A 16,821-nucleotide genomic window follows, 5' to 3' on the forward strand; every position below is an offset into this window, starting at 1 on the left:
AAAATATTATACAGTTAATGACTATCCGTTTTAACTATTTAGATGTGCTCGTTGCATCAGTACTTTCCGTAGTGAAAATCGTATTGGAATTATCAAGCACTCCATTATCTAAAATATCTTCAGTTGTTGCTAAAAGACGTTTGCATAAACGCCATTTTTCTGGAGTACAAGGCTGTTCCATAAACACTGAAGTTGTTAGAAGTTTAATCAAACCGATAACCGCAGGGATTAAGAATAAGAAGGCATTTTTGCCAAGCTGACCTTGCAGTACAAAAGTTAAAGCCAAACCAGCAACAAGTAGGATAATCCCAAGTACAATCATTGTAATTTGGAATGCTCTTGATTGTACAATTTTTGATGTTCTTACTGGATCAACTATATGTACTTTGCACCATCCCAATACGGAATTGATCAAAGTTACCTGTACTGTTTCGTCTTTCATTACATCCTCTAATCCCGGCTTGATTAGATCGACTAAGACGTCACCATTTGATACACCTGTTGTCATGTTAAACTCCTTCTCTAAACACGTAAGACGAAAAAGTTTAACCAACTCTGGTATTAATTAAAATTTTTAATTGAATTTTTTTAGATTTTTATAAAGACGAGTCTCCGAGAAATTCCAAAGATTTTCAAGAAGCTGAAAACAAAAAACCGTCCTAGACATAATCTAGGACGGCTTTTTCGTTTAAGAACTTTTAAAGAAATTTAAAAGATTAATAAACGTGTGTGTTTTCCGTATCTGCTACAGGTACTGTCAAAGTATCTGAAGAAAGAATAGCTTCTCCGCGAGCATCTCCAGGAGCAATCCCTTTCAATGTTACAGAAAACTCTACAGATTCTTTAGAGCCCAGTTTAGGTAAAGCATCAAATACTACTGTATTACCCGTAATGGTTCCTTTTGTTGGACCTGAAGAAGAAACTGGTTGTAATTCTTTAGAAAACTTAAGAATTAATGAAACGTTAGTATCTTCTGCAGAACCGCGGTTAGTTACACAAATACGGTATACGGTATTTTCACCTACGCAAATAGGATCATTAGTATCGATTACGCACATATGAGTAGCTGCGAGACCTTTCCAATGAGTTGTAACTTCTGCGCAAGAAGTGCATGATCCACAATCAGAGTTTGTTCTTACTGAAACTTGATTTGTGAATTTGCCTGGGCTTTGAGCTTTAGCAACAACTTTAAACTGAAGAGTTTCTCCTGGGCACATTTCTTTAATGCACCATACAGCTTTGTTACAGCAAATTTCAGCTCCAGCAGCTTCTAAAATCGTAGCTCCTGATGGTGCCGTATCTTCTATAACAACATCGTAAAGTTTAAGATCACCTGGGTTAGATACAACAATTGTGTATTCTACAGGTTTACATACGTAAGACCAGTCAGCTCCAGAGATATTTACTTGTACACAAGGCTCATTGATAACAGTAGTTACATTGGCAGAACATTTATGTCCTCCGCAATAAGATACAGTAGCAACGTTAGTAACTTTTCCTCTTTTTTGAGGACAAAATTCTACAGTGAATGATTTAAAATCACCAGGACGCATATCTCCTAAGTTAAAGGAAAGAACACGTTGTCCTGAAGCGTGAGTATAACCATCGGGTACAGGGTTATCAACCACAACACCGCGAGCTACAGCAGAACCTGTGTTGCAAACTTCGATTTTGTAACAAACTGGGCAACGTAAGCAAGCGCAATCAGGGCCTTCTTGCTTAATGCAAATAGCAGGTTGTCCGCATTTGGTATAAGAGCGAAGCTCTGGGCAAGCACATACAGTAGCAGCTGTGAAGCAGCAACCTTCTTTAAGAGGTTTTACCCAAACGGTAATTTTGCATTTCTCACCTTGACCTAAGCGATCAATTGTCCAAATTAATTTGCTATCAGAAGTAGGTGTTGTAGCAGGATCACTGCTTACAAATTCAACTTCACAAGGAAGTTGTTGAGTGATAACGACATTAACGCAATCTTTTTTACCTACAGCAAGAATTTCAATAGGATAAGGAGACCCTACTGTTGCATATTCAGGTACAGCTTGGCTAATTTCAACGTTACAATCATCGTTAACACGCACACAATACATTTTGCCGTAGCAAGACTCTTGTTTTGTATCTACTGATGATTGGCATGAGCCATCTTGACAAGGATAAAATTCTTTATCACAGCAAGGGCCATTATTTTTTTGTTCTTGTTTTTGATTTTTATTACGGCCAAATCTAATTTTCTTGGCTGTTGTCTGCAAGATATTGTCATCTGAGGTGTCAGCATTGGCAATAAATCTTGTAGCAAGAGACTCTGCAGCAGCGGCCTCTATCTTCCCGCTGGCAAATGAACTCGCCATACTAGTTAGCGCGAGGACCGTAACTACTCGTCTGATGAGTTTGGACATAGGGATCTCCTATCGCGTGTGTTATTTTTTCTTCTGCCATCGGGTAGAAAGTTACGAACTCTTACCCTCAACATTTAAGTTTATTTTCATAAAGGCAGTTAGCAGGGAAATAATTTACCTCCTAACTACCTAACCAATTTAAGTAAATAGTTAAGAACCGTTACTTATTGTTTGCATCTACCGTCTGGAGATGTACAACCTTTAGCTTGAGGTCCTTGAACTCCTGAATTGCACTCAGAGCCACAAGGCTTGGAGCAAGAAGGTGTGTAGGTACCACAAGGACTGCATGCGTTGTCTTTCTTGTTGAAAGCGTTGCAAGGATTGCAGGACTTAGGTGCACAAGGATCTTCAAAACAGCAATCTACGATACGGCAGCAGCTACTTAAGCCAACAACACCACAACATACTGCAGCTAGTAAAACAGCTTTCTTCATAAGTTTATAACTCCTTTCTAATTAGAAAACTTAACGCGCTTGATTTCTTATTAAAAAACCCTTTCAATTTTTAATAATTAATAAAGCACTTTCCCATGAACAATATTACAATAGAAAATAAAAATTTTATCAATTCTTTTTTCTATTTATATTTTTCTTAAACTAATTATTTTTCTGATAGAGAAAATCAAACTAGAATATTAACTAAAGCAAGTTTATTAAATAGAACTGTGTTATAGAAGAAACTAGAAGAATATTATTATGAACAACTTACGTTCACTACATCGATGGACGAGAATTTTTTTATGCACCCTAAGCCCTTGGTTGCCATAAGATTGCATCTTTGTTATAAAAACAATACTTTTAATTAATAGATAATAAAACAAATGTTGTTCTAACATTTAAACAAATAGGGAGTTGGGAAATGAAAAGATTTTCTTTTTTACATATGGTTTTCTTCACATCTCTGTTTGTTTCCAGCTGTTCCTATGCCCCCCCCCCTCGTAGCTATATTCTTGCACAAGGACGTATTCCTCTAACTAAGCAGGCGAATTCTTTAGAATTCTCCCTAGCTAAGTCAGTATTTCAAGCATCCTATCCACAAAACATATAGTGTTATCTTGTGCAGGCTCCAGATAATGAGCATTTTGCTACTCTAGAACTAGAATTCTAAAACCTTGCTCTCGAAATTTTCTTCTTTAAGAATCTTATCGATAGCTGTTTGAATCTTCTTCGGGACTCCCCCAAGAAGATTTTGAGCGTGTACCATGCGCATACGTGTACGAGGTTTCCCCAGCAACTCCATAGAGTCAAACAAAGGCAAGCCCTGTTTTTTCCCAGTAATAGCCACATAAAGAAGCGGTATGATTACTTTCTTATGGTTTAATCGAAAAGCCTCTGAAAGCCACTTAGAACCCAAATAAAACTGATCTTTAACCCATAAATCAGCTTTTTCTAAATACTTTACATAGCTGTAAAAAAGGATAGCAGCCTTCTCCTCAGAAATTGCTGCCGGCAAAAGTTCTTCCTTTGAATACTCAGGAAGAACTGAAAAGAAAAACTCTGTTAATCCTACAAACTCTGCAAGTGTTGCAATCCGAGATTGACAGAGGGGAAGAATTTTTAAGAAAAACTCGTCATTGATCAACCAGTCTTTTAATCTAGCTAATAGACTTTCTGGTGATCCCCCATGATTTAGGTAGTGCTTATTCATCCAATCTAGCTTACGAGTATCAAAAACCGCTCCAGATTTTCCAATTCGCTTAGGATCAAAATTCTCAATAAGCTTTTCTAAAGAATACACCTCTTCATCTCCCTCCATACTATAGCCCATGAGAGTGAGGAAATTCATAAAGGCTTCTTTGATGTATCCGGCATCACGATAATAGAAGATCGAAGTAGGGTTCTTTCTTTTAGATAATTTTGTTCCATCTGGGTTGAGGAGTAATGGCATATGCAAGAATGTAGGCGGTTCCCAACCAAAAGCTTCATAAAGAAGCAGGTGTTTAGGAGTTGAACTCAGCCATTCTTCTCCACGAAGAACATGTGTAATACCCATAAGATGGTCGTCTACCACGTTAGCGAAGTGATATGTCGGGAAACCATCTGATTTCATAAGAACTTGATCGTCAACATCTGCCCACGGAAAAACAACTCTACCCTTACAATAGTCTTCAAGAATACATTCACCAGTAAGAGGAACTTTTAACCGAATCGTATAGGGCTGGCCTTCTCGTGTCCGCTCGTCTATTTCTTCTTGAGAAAGATAGCGATAGCGGCGATCATACCCCCCGCGATATCCCAAGGTGGTAGCAACAGCACGCATTTCTTCAAGCTCTTTGGGCGTAGCAAAGCATTTATAGGCGTAATCTGTTTTTAAAAGAAGCTCGGCATATTCTCTATAGATTTCTGTACGCTCTGATTGTCTATAGGGACCATAGGGACCACCAACATCTGGTCCTTCATCCCATTGAATACCGCACCACTGAAGAGCCGAGAAAATATTCTTCTCATAATCATCCCGGCTACGTGTTTGATCCGTATCCTCGATTCTCAGGATCATCTTTCCGTTGAATCGTTTTGCAAAGATTTCGTTAAACAAAGCCATATAGGCTGTCCCTACATGGGGATCCCCCGTAGGCGACGGCGCAACTCTAACACGTACGTTTTCCCAAGCCATTCTTTTTTAATCCTAAGACGAAAGAGACTTGATACCTTGAACCTAGTTATTTCTTCAAGAGAAATTCTCTCTAGGCGTCTCTATTAACCAAATTAGAAGCGAGCAAAGAAATAAACTCTGCATCCCTAGTAAAGCTACAGAGTTTCTATGAAAATTTACACGCAGACTTAATCTATCTGCTATAAACAGAAAACAAAAAAAATACGAGATATTAGAAGGGCGAAGGAAGTAAAAGCAATGGCTAAGGAGCAAAAGAAGATAAATACGAACTAGTCGTTCTCAAATAAGAGGGTTCCGGAAGAAACAATATCCTCTGGAGTAGCTGTAGCATGTTCAACTGCAGCTTCTTTTATTTTCTTCGCTGTTTGCTTATTCAAATAATCGCTCTTATATCTATCGATCTCTGATTGACTGATAACCCAAGCAGCACCTTTACGCTCTCCTCGCATAGTTCCTGTACGCGTAGCGTAATAAACTTTCTGCACAGGAATTCCTAGCATATCAGCCACCTGATTTACAGAGTAGTATCCTCTATCGTTATCAAAAAGTAGCTCCCCTTGATAAAGGGACTTTTTTCTTGAATAACGGTTACGCTTGTAGTCTTCCAGATCCTTAAGATCGATTTCCCATCGGGTTGTTTTAGAAGCCCTTAGTTTCTTTTGTTTGATTGCCACGTAAATTGCTTGACGTGTCACATTATGCAACTTTGCAGCTTGTGTAATAGAAACCATCTCGGTTCCTTCTTGTACCCCAAGTTGCTGTGCATCTTCTCTGTCATCTAAATCGAAACAGCTTTCATGTTGTATGCATTCCATACGTTAGCAAACCTCCCCCCTCAACATATTCTAGAATTAAAACAACCTTAATAGTTAGTAGTTCTTCCTTAATTTTTAGAAATTTTTAAATAAGTATTTTCCTAAGAAAAGCTTTATTAATCAAGCTTTTTTGTTAATACAAAGTTGATGTTTTTGGTTTAAATCTTAATAAAACCAAATAACTCCTTCAATTTATTAATATTTCTTAACATTAAAACATAGAGGTCTTAGAGACAGTGGTTTATTCAGTCATAAACCTATTCTCCTAAAACACTTGTTAAAATGGAAAAATTTTAGGAAGTGCGGATCGAGTCCTGATCCTCCTAAATTCAACAGTCTTTACATAGTTATTTGAAAATAACTATTAACTCTTCTGAAAATCAAATAGATAGGTCAGAAAAAACTAGATCTTATTGTAATAGCGTTCATTTTTGCTCCATTAGCTTGTCCGACCATTTTCAAGAGTCTATTCAACTATAGTAGTAAGTTATTCTGAATCGCATTTTGTATCTCAGTCGCTGTACGCGTACTAGCATCCTTAATTTTGAAGACAAATCCAAGGCAGAGACAACAGTGCCATAGAGAATCTTTTACGTAAAAGATTCTCTATTGAGGCAAAATACGCTTTCGTATTATCGAAGTTATTCCCCAGAACCTGGCGTTTCAGTCGGATCTCCGGGATCAAAGTGATCCGTAATGTGTTTAACTATCTGCTGCACAGTGGTCTTCTGAAGAACGCCCTGATGCAGTAGAAGATACTCTCCTACAGACATTTTCTTACCAGGAAGATTAGGGGCATTGGAATCTAAAAATGGTGCTGCAAAACAATTATTTTTATTGAATAAACCGTCGCCTATTAACTGAGACTGACCGTCCACCCCGTGTATAAATAATTCAGGGCAAGCAAGGGACTCACTTAATTTTGCTGAGTTGATCTCCCAACCCAATAATTTTGTTGCCCATTCACCTAATTTCCCTACCCATTGAGATGCTACTGCTGAAACAGACTTCGGTCCACGATCTTTAATGATGAACCAATCAACCCCATCTCTCCCATCAGTGATTTCCTTGCTTAATCCCAATGCTTGCACTAGTGTTCCTAAAGAATAACCATAAGCAATGATTTGCTTTGCCTTCGGTCCCTCAGGATGATCACGAAGATAACGAACACATGCCTGATAAGATTTTCCTAAAGATTCTCGCGAAATAGGACCCGTGCTATGCATCACTCCGGGATAATTAAATACTAAAACATTAGCTTGTGATTGTTTTGCTATATTCAACATCCAATCATCACCCCGACGAAGAATAGCTCTGTTTTCAAAACATTCGCTATTTCCTAGGGAAATCAGCATCCATCTATCTTTCCTAGCATTAGGAAATTCAATACGAAGTGTATCTATGAATAAATCATCATTTTGAATAGGAATACGTTGTACAGAACTTGCATAGCCGCTATCTACCCAATAGCTTACACGAATATGAAAAGCTTCTTGTAATAACCTCTTCACAAAGCATAGTTGTCCCGAGAATGCCCCTCCAGCTGCAGGAAGTAGCACATTCTGGCAAATTTTCCCCAATACCCAAAATAATCCAATAGGAATAAATAAAATAATGCGAAAAATTAATTTCACCACTTCACAGATCACATCGATTAAAGTGTAAAGTAAAGGGCACTGTGCTCTCCTCTCATATGCTTTACGAGCAGCTTCTGAGGAAAACATAAAAATTTCAGGTTTTGGGTTCATCGTGAACAGGGGATTACCTATAACAGATGATTGGGTAACTGAAAACATATCTGCTGCAAATATGGGAGTTAAAAGTGGATATTTTAAAAAAAAATATGGAATAAAACAAAGAAAATGTTTCTATTTTGCTATTTTAAATTAAATACTTCTTATTAGCAGGAATAATTTTTAAAATAAAAAGTATAAAGAATTTCATCTTTTATCATCCTTACAGTTTCATAAAAAACCGTCAAAATTGCCTTTACGAATTACTATCAAACTGTTTAGATCTCTTGGTTGTTGTATCCTTTTCTATGAGATGCTCTTAGGAAAACTATTCGTCCTGAATCAGGAGGTTTTTCTTTAGACAAAATATCCAGAGAAAATAAACTTCAGGAGACATCCACCATCAATAAAATTGGGTGAATCATTTAAAACGAGCCTGTAGAAAAACTCAAGAAAAAAGTATTAGAAAATACGCAAATCTAAGAAGCACTATCTTCGTATTCAAAGAATTAAAATTCGATACTGGCATCTTGATAATTTAGAGGAAGAATTCGGAAATCCCGAACTAGTAAATGAATAACTCCTCCATTAGAAGATTGAGATAAACGTGGCGTATAAGCAAGTTCCAGAGGCTTATTCCAATTAGATTTGAGTGCATCTATCCTATCCCCTAATCCGAAAGCAATACCTTCTAAATTCCTTTCCCCACGACTAAGATAGAGCTTTAGATGGTTCCCCGGTAACAACTTTGGATAACGCACCTGATGGACTACGGTATAAAATACTGGGACGGGGTTACCTTTCCCAAAAGGCTCAAAAAGATCTATAGAAGATAATAAATCGTGATCTATCTCATCAAAATCAGCTCGAGCATCAAGAGGCAAGGTAAGAACAGCCTTATCTTTTTTTAATGATGAGTTCACAAGATGAATGAACTTCTTTCTGAAAACCTCTATTTGGTCTTCGTTAATGATAATCCCCGCAGCAAAATCATGCCCGCCATAGGATATGAACAAAGATGCGCATTTCTGTAATATACCAAGAAGAGGGAAAGAACCTATAGTCCTTAATGATCCCTTACCTATACCCCCTTGATTAGAAATAATAGCCACAGGTTTATTATAAGCTTTAGCAAGACGTGCAGAAATAATTGGAATAACTCTTGAATGCCAATCTTTAGAGGATAATACAATAGCAGCTTGCTTAACTATCTCGGGTTTATTTTTTAAAATTTTTTGTACATCATGAAAAACATCGGCTTCTATTTTTTGCCGTTCTCTATTTATCTTATCGAGGTACTGGATTATCTCATCCGCGACTTCTGAGTCTTCGGTAAGTAAAAGTTCGACACCCTTAGAAGCATCAGAAAGCCTACCTAAACTATTCAATTTTGGAGCTATTTTCAAAACAATATCAGTTGAGGTAACTTCAGAAGGCTTTACTCCAGCAAGAAGACATAATTTATGAAGTCCTAATCGTGAACCATTGGCTATCTCTTTAATACCATGACGTACCATAGTGCGATTTTCTCCTAAAAGAGTCCCCACATCAGTCACGGTCCCTAAAGTCACTAAATCTAATAGATGTTTAATATCTATTTTTAATTTCGGATTTTTTTTCTTTAATGCATTAAGAACACCCCGAGCGAGCTTAAATGCGACACCCACACCTGTTAATTCCCTATTTGGATAAGCACGATCTCTTAACTTAGGGTTCAATGTTGCTATACAGTGGGGAATTTTACCCGTAGGCATATGATGATCTGTAATAATCACATCAATTCCCTGCTTGTTGATATCGCTGACTTCTTTCCCCGCGGTGATGCCACAATCTACTGTAATCAGTAACGAGACTTTCTCCTCTTTCATTTTCGCAATCAGAGAGGACGGTTCCCCATAGTGTTTTAGTAGAGCACCTAAAAAGCAGTAGCTCACTTTCATATCTATAGATCTTAAAAACTCTACGAGAAGAGCGACTCCTGTCATTCCATCAACATCACTATCACCGTAAATCATGACATGCTCGTTGCGTTCTTTAGCAAGAAGCAAACGCTCTATAGCCTTGGACATATCAAGTAAAAGTTCTGGATCATGAAGATTATCTAGGTGTACATAGAGAAAATCCCGAACTTCATTCACAGTTTGAAATCCGCGAGAAATGAAGATCTGCGCAGCTATTGGATGAAGATGCAATTCCTTTATGACTGTAGAAAGCAATGTAGGATCTTGCCTAGGGTATACCCAGTTGGGACTGGGTACAGAAGAATTATCTTTACTTGCCATAGATTTTCGCGCCGTAAACTCTTTAAAAATCTACTTTTCTAAAGAGAATTTTCTCATCCTTCTGTACCAAAATAGGCAATAACTTTTAGCTATGCCTACTTCTTTCCTCTTTACGAACCATGAATAGAAGAAGAGGTGGTGCTATGTATAGAGATGATAGTGTACCCAAGAGAATACCTATTGTCATGATGAAAGCAAAGTTAAAGATTGACCCGCCACCAACAAACAGTAAAATTAATAATACCGATAGCGTTGTCGCTGTAGTCATTACTGTCCTTCCTAAGGTTTTTTGTAGCGCGTCGTTAATTAAAATCGGCATTGGAGTAAATAATTTTTCCTGACGATCTTCACGAATACGATCAAATATGATCAGAGTATTATTTAATGAATACCCTAAAACTGTCATCAAAGCGCCAACTGCTTGTAAATCAATCTGTATCTTTTGCAAAAAGAAATGTGTAGCTACTAATACTGCACAAGTAGCAACAAGATCGTGAACCAGTGCACAGATAGCACTAAACGCATAACGCCATTCAAAACGCAAGCTTACGTAAAGTAAGATGATGCATAAGGCACCGATCAATGCTATACAAGCTTGTCGACGCATTTTGTTAGAGAATTGCCCACTAACTTTAAGCCAGAAATTCTGTGTATCTTTAAAATTATCAGAAGATACATCTATTCCCGTATCAGAAAGTATGTTCATGACTATCGATAAATTAGGATCAAGAGTTTCGAATACTTTTTTCTCAGGAGTTTGTACTCGAGCTAACGCATTCTGACTGAAGTATATTTTGATCTTCTCAGAAGAATCAAAAGTCTTAATTTTAAAATCTCTAGAAGATAAGCCTACTTGCTTGAATTTATCCCCTAATTTATTGCGGAATTGAGCAAGATCTATCGTGTCCTGATCAGACACATTCAAGGTGAAAGCATAACCACCCTTGAAATCCATTCCCAAAACGGAATTCCACGCTCCAAAACCCAAGGCAATACATCCTAAAATAATAACACTGCCTGATACCATCCAAAGTCTTTTACACTCTTTCAAGAAATCATGTTTAATACCGATGAATTTATTCATCATATGTAATTGAGTTTCTTGAGTTTTACTCATCCATACTATGAAGAAAAACTTCGTCATGAATAAAGCAGTAAACATCGAAGAGAAAATACCAAGAATTAAAGTAAGAGCAAATCCCTTAATTGGCCCCGTATCTAAAACCAAAAGAAGCAGCGAAGCTAATACCGTGGTCAGATTAGAATCAAAAATAGCGCTGAAAGCTTTTTTATATCCAGCTTCTACAGATTGAGTAAGACTTCGAGATAATAAATACTCCTCGCGAATTCTTTCGAATACAAGTACATTAGCATCTACAGCCATTCCCATAGCCAGTATAATTCCTGCTAATCCTGTAAGAGTTAATGGAGCATCAAGATACTGTAGAGCTGCCCAAATTAAGAGAAGATTTAAAATTACAGCTCCTGAAGCAATAACCCCACCGAATTTGTAATAGACACTCATCAAAATTATCAAGACAGCGAGGCCTAAACATATAGAGATGATCCCTTGTGTACGTTGTTGTTTGCCTAATTCAGGAGAAATAACTTCTTCACTCAAAACCTCAGGAACAAATGATATAGATCCTGATTTTAAATCAGTAGCTAAGCGATGTACTTCGCGATGAGAAAATTTCCCGGAAACACTAGCGTGATCTTTTAAAGGTGCATTTAATACAGGATCACTGATCACATACCCATCAAGAACTACAGCCATTCTCCAGCCTCTTCCAGAAGAATATTGGCTATTGGTTGTCCCACTTACTCCTTCCTGACAATAAGCAGTTGTCCAGGCATGAAAACTCTCTGTCGGGGAAATATCATGAACTCTTTGAGCTATTGCAGTATCTTTTACTGAGAAGTTTAAGATATAGCCTTCCCCTACAGCAAATTCTGGGCGAATATTTTTTAAAGAAGCTCCATCTAAAGCATAGTTACGGAAAACAATCATCAAAGGATTTGCTTTGCCTTCAACATTCTTTTCAATAGCAATCATTGAATACGTCGTATCTAAATGAGAAGAAGAAATTTCTTCATCAATTTGAGGGAAAGCTAGACCTTCTTGCTGTAATTTCGTGATTGCTTCTTTAACACTAGTAGGCAAATGGATTTCTTGATCATTAAAGATACGACTTGCCAATCTATTAATAGCTTCCGGAGATGTGGTCTCTTGACTTTGTGCTGTAAACCACAGATAGTCCAAAAACCTTTGTACTTCATAGCGCAATGCAGAATAATGAGAAAACTTCTCATTTACTACATGGAAAGTCATTTGAGAAGCACCTAAAAGTTCTTCGGAAGAAATTTTAGTAGATCCAGGAACACATAGATGTACATTATCTCCTTCTCTGCGTATCTCGACTTCTGCAACACCCAATTTATTTAAACGAGCATAAAGTTCATCCGAAACTTTAAGGATTCCTTCCTTATCCGTTAATTGCTTTCCTTGATGATCTTTAAAAGCTAAACGAATTTGTTTCCCTCCGACAAAATCAATACCCAAGCGCAAGACACTGTCTCCACGAGAGTATTTTCGTAAATTAAGTTTGAGATTTTCAACAAAAGCACTGCGATGGGGTACGGCAGCACGTATACGCTGTTGATTATCCATAGAACAACTGGATTGTTGATATTGTTCATGCCAACGCACCCACTCTTCTTGCCGATGCTTTTCAATGCGATTCAAAGTTTCTAAACGATCTCGTATATCACGAACTTCGAGGCTAGCAGTTTCACCTTCGTTATTAACAACGAAATTCTCTCCCCAAACATCAAAAAATCTCTGTAGAGGCTCTCTGACTTCTAAAACCTCATCTTCTCCGATACTCCATGGAGCTGCGTCTGTGTGAGCAAAACAATTATATAAATTCTGTAGATCCTTATCAAAGATCTTAGCATCTTCTGCTGTTCCCTTTTCATATTTCGCTGCGACAGAGCGTAATCCTTTCAAAACTACATAAACAGATCCTTTAGAAAAGTGTGCGCAACTCTTCTCTGGGGAGAAAATAAAACAACCAAATGTATCGCTTTCTTTAGGCACACGACAATGTATAGGAAAATTTTCTCGTATAAGATCGCATGATTGTGCTGGAGGTCTATTCAATGCCAATGTAGCTAGATGCTCAACCATTCCCTGATAGATACGCTGCCCGTGCAAAACAATTTTTCCACTGGCATCTTTATCACTTAGGTTAAATGAAAATCCTTGAGAAGACTCTTGAATAGGTTTTTGGAATTTATGCGCTAGTCTTTGTTTTTCTTTGGCTAGCCATGAATCAAAATCCAAACGTTGTTCTACGGACAGTTCTTCACGTTTAGTAAGCACATGAGGATCGAGATAGAATACTATTTTTCTTTCCTTGGAGGAAAATTCTACTGAAGAAAAGAAAGGAGACACTGCACTACAGTCTAAAGAATTATCTACAATACGTGTGGCAGTTTTTTTCCATCTATGAGCCCTTGTCTTTAAATTATGATATAGATCTCGAAAAATAGATTGTTGCTGCTGTGCAAGATCGGGATCTGCAGATAGACTTTCTAATCGCGCTAAAAATGAGGAGTACTCTTTTTCTGAAGAGAAGAAGTAGTTGAGTAAAGCCGATGTTCTTGATTTAGGAAGAATTTCTAAACCCAATGAAAGGTTCTTAGCTAGTTGGACTACTCTATCTATAGATGCTGTATTCCAAGTAGAGGTATAACCGCAGGAACATGCACCAGAAGGAGCCAGAGCAATCAAAGATGAAACAACATTCAAGGTTTCTTTTCCTGATTCAGCATCCTCTCTATTATACGAAACGAAAGAAAAATCATTTTCTGTTAAGGCCGTGGTCAAAGATCCAGTAACTTGGACAATACTATTCTCTTTTCTTTCATATCCTAGAACATACAAGCGTGATGATTTAATGGGGACCGTAGGTTCACCATAAACCATATTTTCAAGAAAAGCATACGCATCTGCATTATCTTTGAAATGAATATTCACTACTCCCGGGATACTCGGATGTTGTGTAATATGTCCTCGCAATTTCAATGCCGAAAGAACTGAAGAAACTCTAGGAATAATGTCACTACGCACTTCAGAAACTTGATTCGTTAATTTACGAATAATCTGTTGCGCCTCTTTCTCATCAACCTTCTTATTCAATGGTCTAGAGTAGTAAAGACATGTGGGCAACACATAGTACAGAGCTAATCCAAAAACAAAAACAATTATACTTAAATTGCGTCCAAATCTCTGTTTCATTGTGAGGCTCTTTTAAATTAGCGAATATTTTGAATAGAAATACTAATGAACTAAAATACCAATTGAAAATAAAATCGTCAAATGGAGACCTGTTTAGGAATTTAAACAAGTAATTTATTGCGAAATTATCAATACAATCCTAAGGCCATAATCTATGAAGTTAGAGTCGTCCATTTGAATTATTATTTTCTAATTTTAGATTTATAAAAAATGCATCTACTCATCGAAAGTTATTCTCGTGTCGATTAGATCACATGACACCAAGAAGAACTAGATGGAGCGAAATCAGAGAAAGATAAGCTTTCTCTAATCGGGAACATCACATTTGTATCCACAGATCTTAAGGGAGCAACACTATCTGGATCAACAAGAGCTACGGTTATTGAAATTCTCGATTTATTCTCTGGAAGAACGACTTCAGTTGCTAAAAATTCTACGGCTTGAAGAAAAGCTGTTTTAGAAAGAATTTTTGCAGAACGTAGAGCTGTATTATCTAATCCTTTTATAACTCCCAAGGGACAAACTAAAAGACAAATTCCCTCTTTATTTACAAAACGAGAAGTCGACACCCTTTCGATTGCTGCTTTAAAAGCTTCAATATACGCTTCTGTATAAACGGAAAGTAGAGAGGATTCAGTTTGTGCTTCTTCCTGACGCAATCCAGGAATATGTGTATAAAGTACTTCTTGAGGATTGGGCCCGTGAAGACAATCGATCCAAGGAGTGGTGACAATTCTATCTTGAGAATGACTTGTTCTTAATGAATTTTTAATACACTCCTGCATAGTAGAAGGAAGCTGAAAAACTTCCTGATATAGGGTTTCTGTTTCTAATTGTCCGTTTCTAATCGCGTCTAAATCTAATTCTTGAATTAAAATCGTTCCGTTCTTTTTAACTGATCTTTTTTCTAAAATTTTCTTTAGATTCTCCTTAGTCCCTTCACAGATATGAATGTTTTTATTTACTCGATGAGCGTATGCCCCTGGAGATAGCAAACGCCATGTTCGCAATAAAGAGCGATATTCTTGCTCAGTTACTGAAGAGATTACGTGTTTTCGATAGTGTAATTTCGGAATTTCGATACGTGTCCACGCGCTTATGTATTGACGATATGCAACAATGCATAAAAGGATTCCAAGAATTAATAACCCAATACAAGGAAGGAAAGTCTGACACATACTAGCAGCAAGTATACTACAGGAAAATGCGCCTACACCCAATAACGCAAAAAGCCCTGAAATAACCTTTCTAGCCGCATGGCGAGCTGTAGGAATATAATGAATACTGCCCTTCTCTTTTGTAGACATAAATGCGGGTTTCGGAAGATAACCAAAACACATTCGAGGCAATTTCATTTAAGATACCTTATAAGTTGGAAGTATTAGTCTCATGACTGAAAAACAACTACTTTATAAATGTAACTAAGTATAACAAATCAAAGAAATAAAAAACCTCTAGGATCTTCCAAATAAAAAAATTTTTATTACTTTTGTAATTAAATAATTGAGGATATCAGTTACATAGATACCTCAGGATGACTGCTCTATCATTGCCTTGGACAGAAATTAAAATGGTGTTCAACAATATATTTTAAGGAATGTATAGATGAATTGAATAAGTTAACTCTGTAGTACACGTATCAATGCCTATTTGAAATAATGTTTAGAACATTACAAAATGTATACCTTAACTCTTAGAAAGACTCGCTTGTTCTGTTCATTATTTTCAATTCAAGAATGTCAACTTGTCAAGATATGACGTTTCTTCTACTATGCCTCTCGGAGATCGCAACTTTTTTAACCCTCATTATTGTTTTACATTCTGAGACAATTAAAAAGCTCTTTGTCTATTATTTTAGCTTAAGAAGAGGTTCAGCTGTTGTTTTTGAAACCCAATCATAACACACTGCCACAACTAACGATGTAGATATGTCTCTCACCTTAAAACAGGCGAATCAAGCTAATCTATCCACCCAGTCTTTACCAAGACACGTGGCCATCATTATGGATGGCAATCGTCGCTGGTATCAGCAACATCAAGCACAGTGTAAGGTCAAGTATTCTTCCGGGCACTACTATGGAGCTAAAGTTTTACCCAATATTATCGAATCTGCTTTTTCTTTAGGTATTGAGGTTCTTACACTATTTGCCTTTTCCACAGAGAATTTTCTAAGATCAACTGAAGAAGTCGGGGAGCTCTTTTCTCTTTTCGACTCGCAACTGGATGAACAGCTTCCTTATCTTATTGAAAATAAGATTCGCCTACGTTGTATAGGGAACTTATTGGCACTACCTTTACAATTACAACAAAAAATTTCTGAAATCTCCTTAAAAACCCACCAAAACTCGCATAGAGATCTTGTGTTAGCAATTAATTACGGTGGAAAAGATGAGCTGGTACGTGCATTTAAAAAACTCCATCAGGATTTGATAGAGCAAAAAATATCTTCGAAATTTATTTCAGAAGAGTTAATCCGTTTGTATTTAGATACTTCGGAAATTCCTGATCCTGATTTATTAATTCGCACAGGTGGCGAAATGCGTGTCAGTAATTTCCTCTTATGGCAAATAGCATATACAGAGCTATATGTAACTGATGTTTTATGGCCAGATTTTAAACCCAATCATCTTCTAGACGCCATTAAAGCTTACCAACACAGATCACGACGAGGAGGCAAGTAGC

11 protein-coding genes are annotated in these 16,821 nt (G+C 37.1%); 2 read left to right on the top strand and 9 right to left on the bottom strand.

Features of this window, described 5'->3' with window-relative positions; genetic code table 11:
- Positions 1-34 precede the first annotated feature (34 nt).
- From O1W70_RS01960 to O1W70_RS01970, 3 genes are all read right to left on the bottom strand, one after another.
- Positions 35-508, bottom strand: coding sequence for a cysteine-rich outer membrane protein (locus O1W70_RS01960; protein ID WP_375797306.1), 474 nt, complete (start codon positions 506-508; stop codon positions 35-37).
- Between the two features lie 208 nt (positions 509-716).
- Positions 717-2,393 (bottom strand): outer membrane complex protein OmcB, encoded by a 1,677-nt coding sequence (gene omcB, locus O1W70_RS01965; RefSeq protein WP_375797307.1) that lies wholly within the window; start codon positions 2,391-2,393, stop codon positions 717-719.
- Positions 2,394-2,557: 164 nt separating this feature from the next.
- On the bottom strand, positions 2,558-2,827 hold the full coding sequence (locus O1W70_RS01970; RefSeq protein ID WP_375797308.1) for a small cysteine-rich outer membrane protein: 270 nt from the start codon (positions 2,825-2,827) through the stop codon (positions 2,558-2,560).
- Positions 2,828-3,251: 424 nt separating this feature from the next.
- On the opposite strand from O1W70_RS01970, the gene O1W70_RS01975 reads away from it, so the two are divergent.
- Positions 3,252-3,440: a hypothetical protein gene (locus O1W70_RS01975; RefSeq protein WP_213240297.1), complete on the top strand. Its 189-nt coding sequence runs from the start codon at positions 3,252-3,254 to the stop codon at positions 3,438-3,440.
- 48 nt (positions 3,441-3,488) lie between these two features.
- Here O1W70_RS01975 and gltX read toward each other — a convergent pair whose 3' ends face one another.
- From gltX to O1W70_RS02005, 6 genes are all read right to left on the bottom strand, one after another.
- Entirely contained in the window at positions 3,489-5,006 is a 1,518-nt protein-coding gene (gene gltX / locus O1W70_RS01980; RefSeq protein WP_332380667.1) for a glutamate--tRNA ligase, read from the bottom strand.
- 269 nt (positions 5,007-5,275) lie between these two features.
- Positions 5,276-5,821 (bottom strand): helix-turn-helix domain-containing protein, encoded by a 546-nt coding sequence (locus O1W70_RS01985; RefSeq protein WP_332380668.1) that lies wholly within the window; start codon positions 5,819-5,821, stop codon positions 5,276-5,278.
- A 641-nt stretch (positions 5,822-6,462) separates the two neighbouring features.
- Positions 6,463-7,569, bottom strand: a complete 1,107-nt coding sequence (locus O1W70_RS01990) for a CPn0927/CPn0928 family alpha/beta hydrolase fold protein (RefSeq protein WP_332380669.1) — start codon at positions 7,567-7,569, stop codon at positions 6,463-6,465.
- 494 nt (positions 7,570-8,063) lie between these two features.
- Positions 8,064-9,836 (bottom strand): single-stranded-DNA-specific exonuclease RecJ, encoded by a 1,773-nt coding sequence (recJ, locus tag O1W70_RS01995; RefSeq protein WP_332380670.1) that lies wholly within the window; start codon positions 9,834-9,836, stop codon positions 8,064-8,066.
- A gap of 85 nt (positions 9,837-9,921) precedes the next feature.
- Positions 9,922-14,139, bottom strand: a complete 4,218-nt coding sequence (gene secD / locus O1W70_RS02000; protein ID WP_332380671.1) for a protein translocase subunit SecD — start codon at positions 14,137-14,139, stop codon at positions 9,922-9,924.
- Between the two features lie 245 nt (positions 14,140-14,384).
- On the bottom strand, positions 14,385-15,494 hold the full coding sequence (locus O1W70_RS02005) for a hypothetical protein (RefSeq protein WP_332380672.1): 1,110 nt from the start codon (positions 15,492-15,494) through the stop codon (positions 14,385-14,387).
- Positions 15,495-16,067: 573 nt separating this feature from the next.
- Between O1W70_RS02005 and O1W70_RS02010 the strand changes: the two genes are divergently transcribed.
- A complete protein-coding gene (locus O1W70_RS02010; RefSeq protein ID WP_332380673.1) occupies positions 16,068-16,820 on the top strand; it encodes an isoprenyl transferase in 753 nt (250 codons plus the stop codon).
- Position 16,821 lies beyond the last annotated feature (1 nt).

Source organism: Chlamydia sp. 16-02 (assembly GCF_042235055.1).
GTDB lineage: Bacteria > Chlamydiota > Chlamydiia > Chlamydiales > Chlamydiaceae > Chlamydia.

Bases quoted from the DNA above. Each gene is read 5' to 3' on its own strand.
- O1W70_RS01960 (WP_375797306.1), bottom strand. From the start codon at position 508: ATGACAACAGGTGTATCAAATGGTGACGTCTTAGTCGATCTAATCAAG.
- omcB (WP_375797307.1), bottom strand. From the start codon at position 2,393: ATGTCCAAACTCATCAGACGAGTAGTTACGGTCCTCGCGCTAACTAGT.
- O1W70_RS01970 (WP_375797308.1), bottom strand. From the start codon at position 2,827: ATGAAGAAAGCTGTTTTACTAGCTGCAGTATGTTGTGGTGTTGTTGGC.
- O1W70_RS01975 (WP_213240297.1), top strand. From the start codon at position 3,252: ATGAAAAGATTTTCTTTTTTACATATGGTTTTCTTCACATCTCTGTTT.
- gltX (WP_332380667.1), bottom strand. From the start codon at position 5,006: ATGGCTTGGGAAAACGTACGTGTTAGAGTTGCGCCGTCGCCTACGGGG.
- O1W70_RS01985 (WP_332380668.1), bottom strand. From the start codon at position 5,821: ATGGAATGCATACAACATGAAAGCTGTTTCGATTTAGATGACAGAGAA.
- O1W70_RS01990 (WP_332380669.1), bottom strand. From the start codon at position 7,569: ATGAACCCAAAACCTGAAATTTTTATGTTTTCCTCAGAAGCTGCTCGT.
- recJ (WP_332380670.1), bottom strand. From the start codon at position 9,836: ATGGCAAGTAAAGATAATTCTTCTGTACCCAGTCCCAACTGGGTATAC.
- secD (WP_332380671.1), bottom strand. From the start codon at position 14,139: ATGAAACAGAGATTTGGACGCAATTTAAGTATAATTGTTTTTGTTTTT.
- O1W70_RS02005 (WP_332380672.1), bottom strand. From the start codon at position 15,494: ATGAAATTGCCTCGAATGTGTTTTGGTTATCTTCCGAAACCCGCATTT.
- O1W70_RS02010 (WP_332380673.1), top strand. From the start codon at position 16,068: ATGTCTCTCACCTTAAAACAGGCGAATCAAGCTAATCTATCCACCCAG.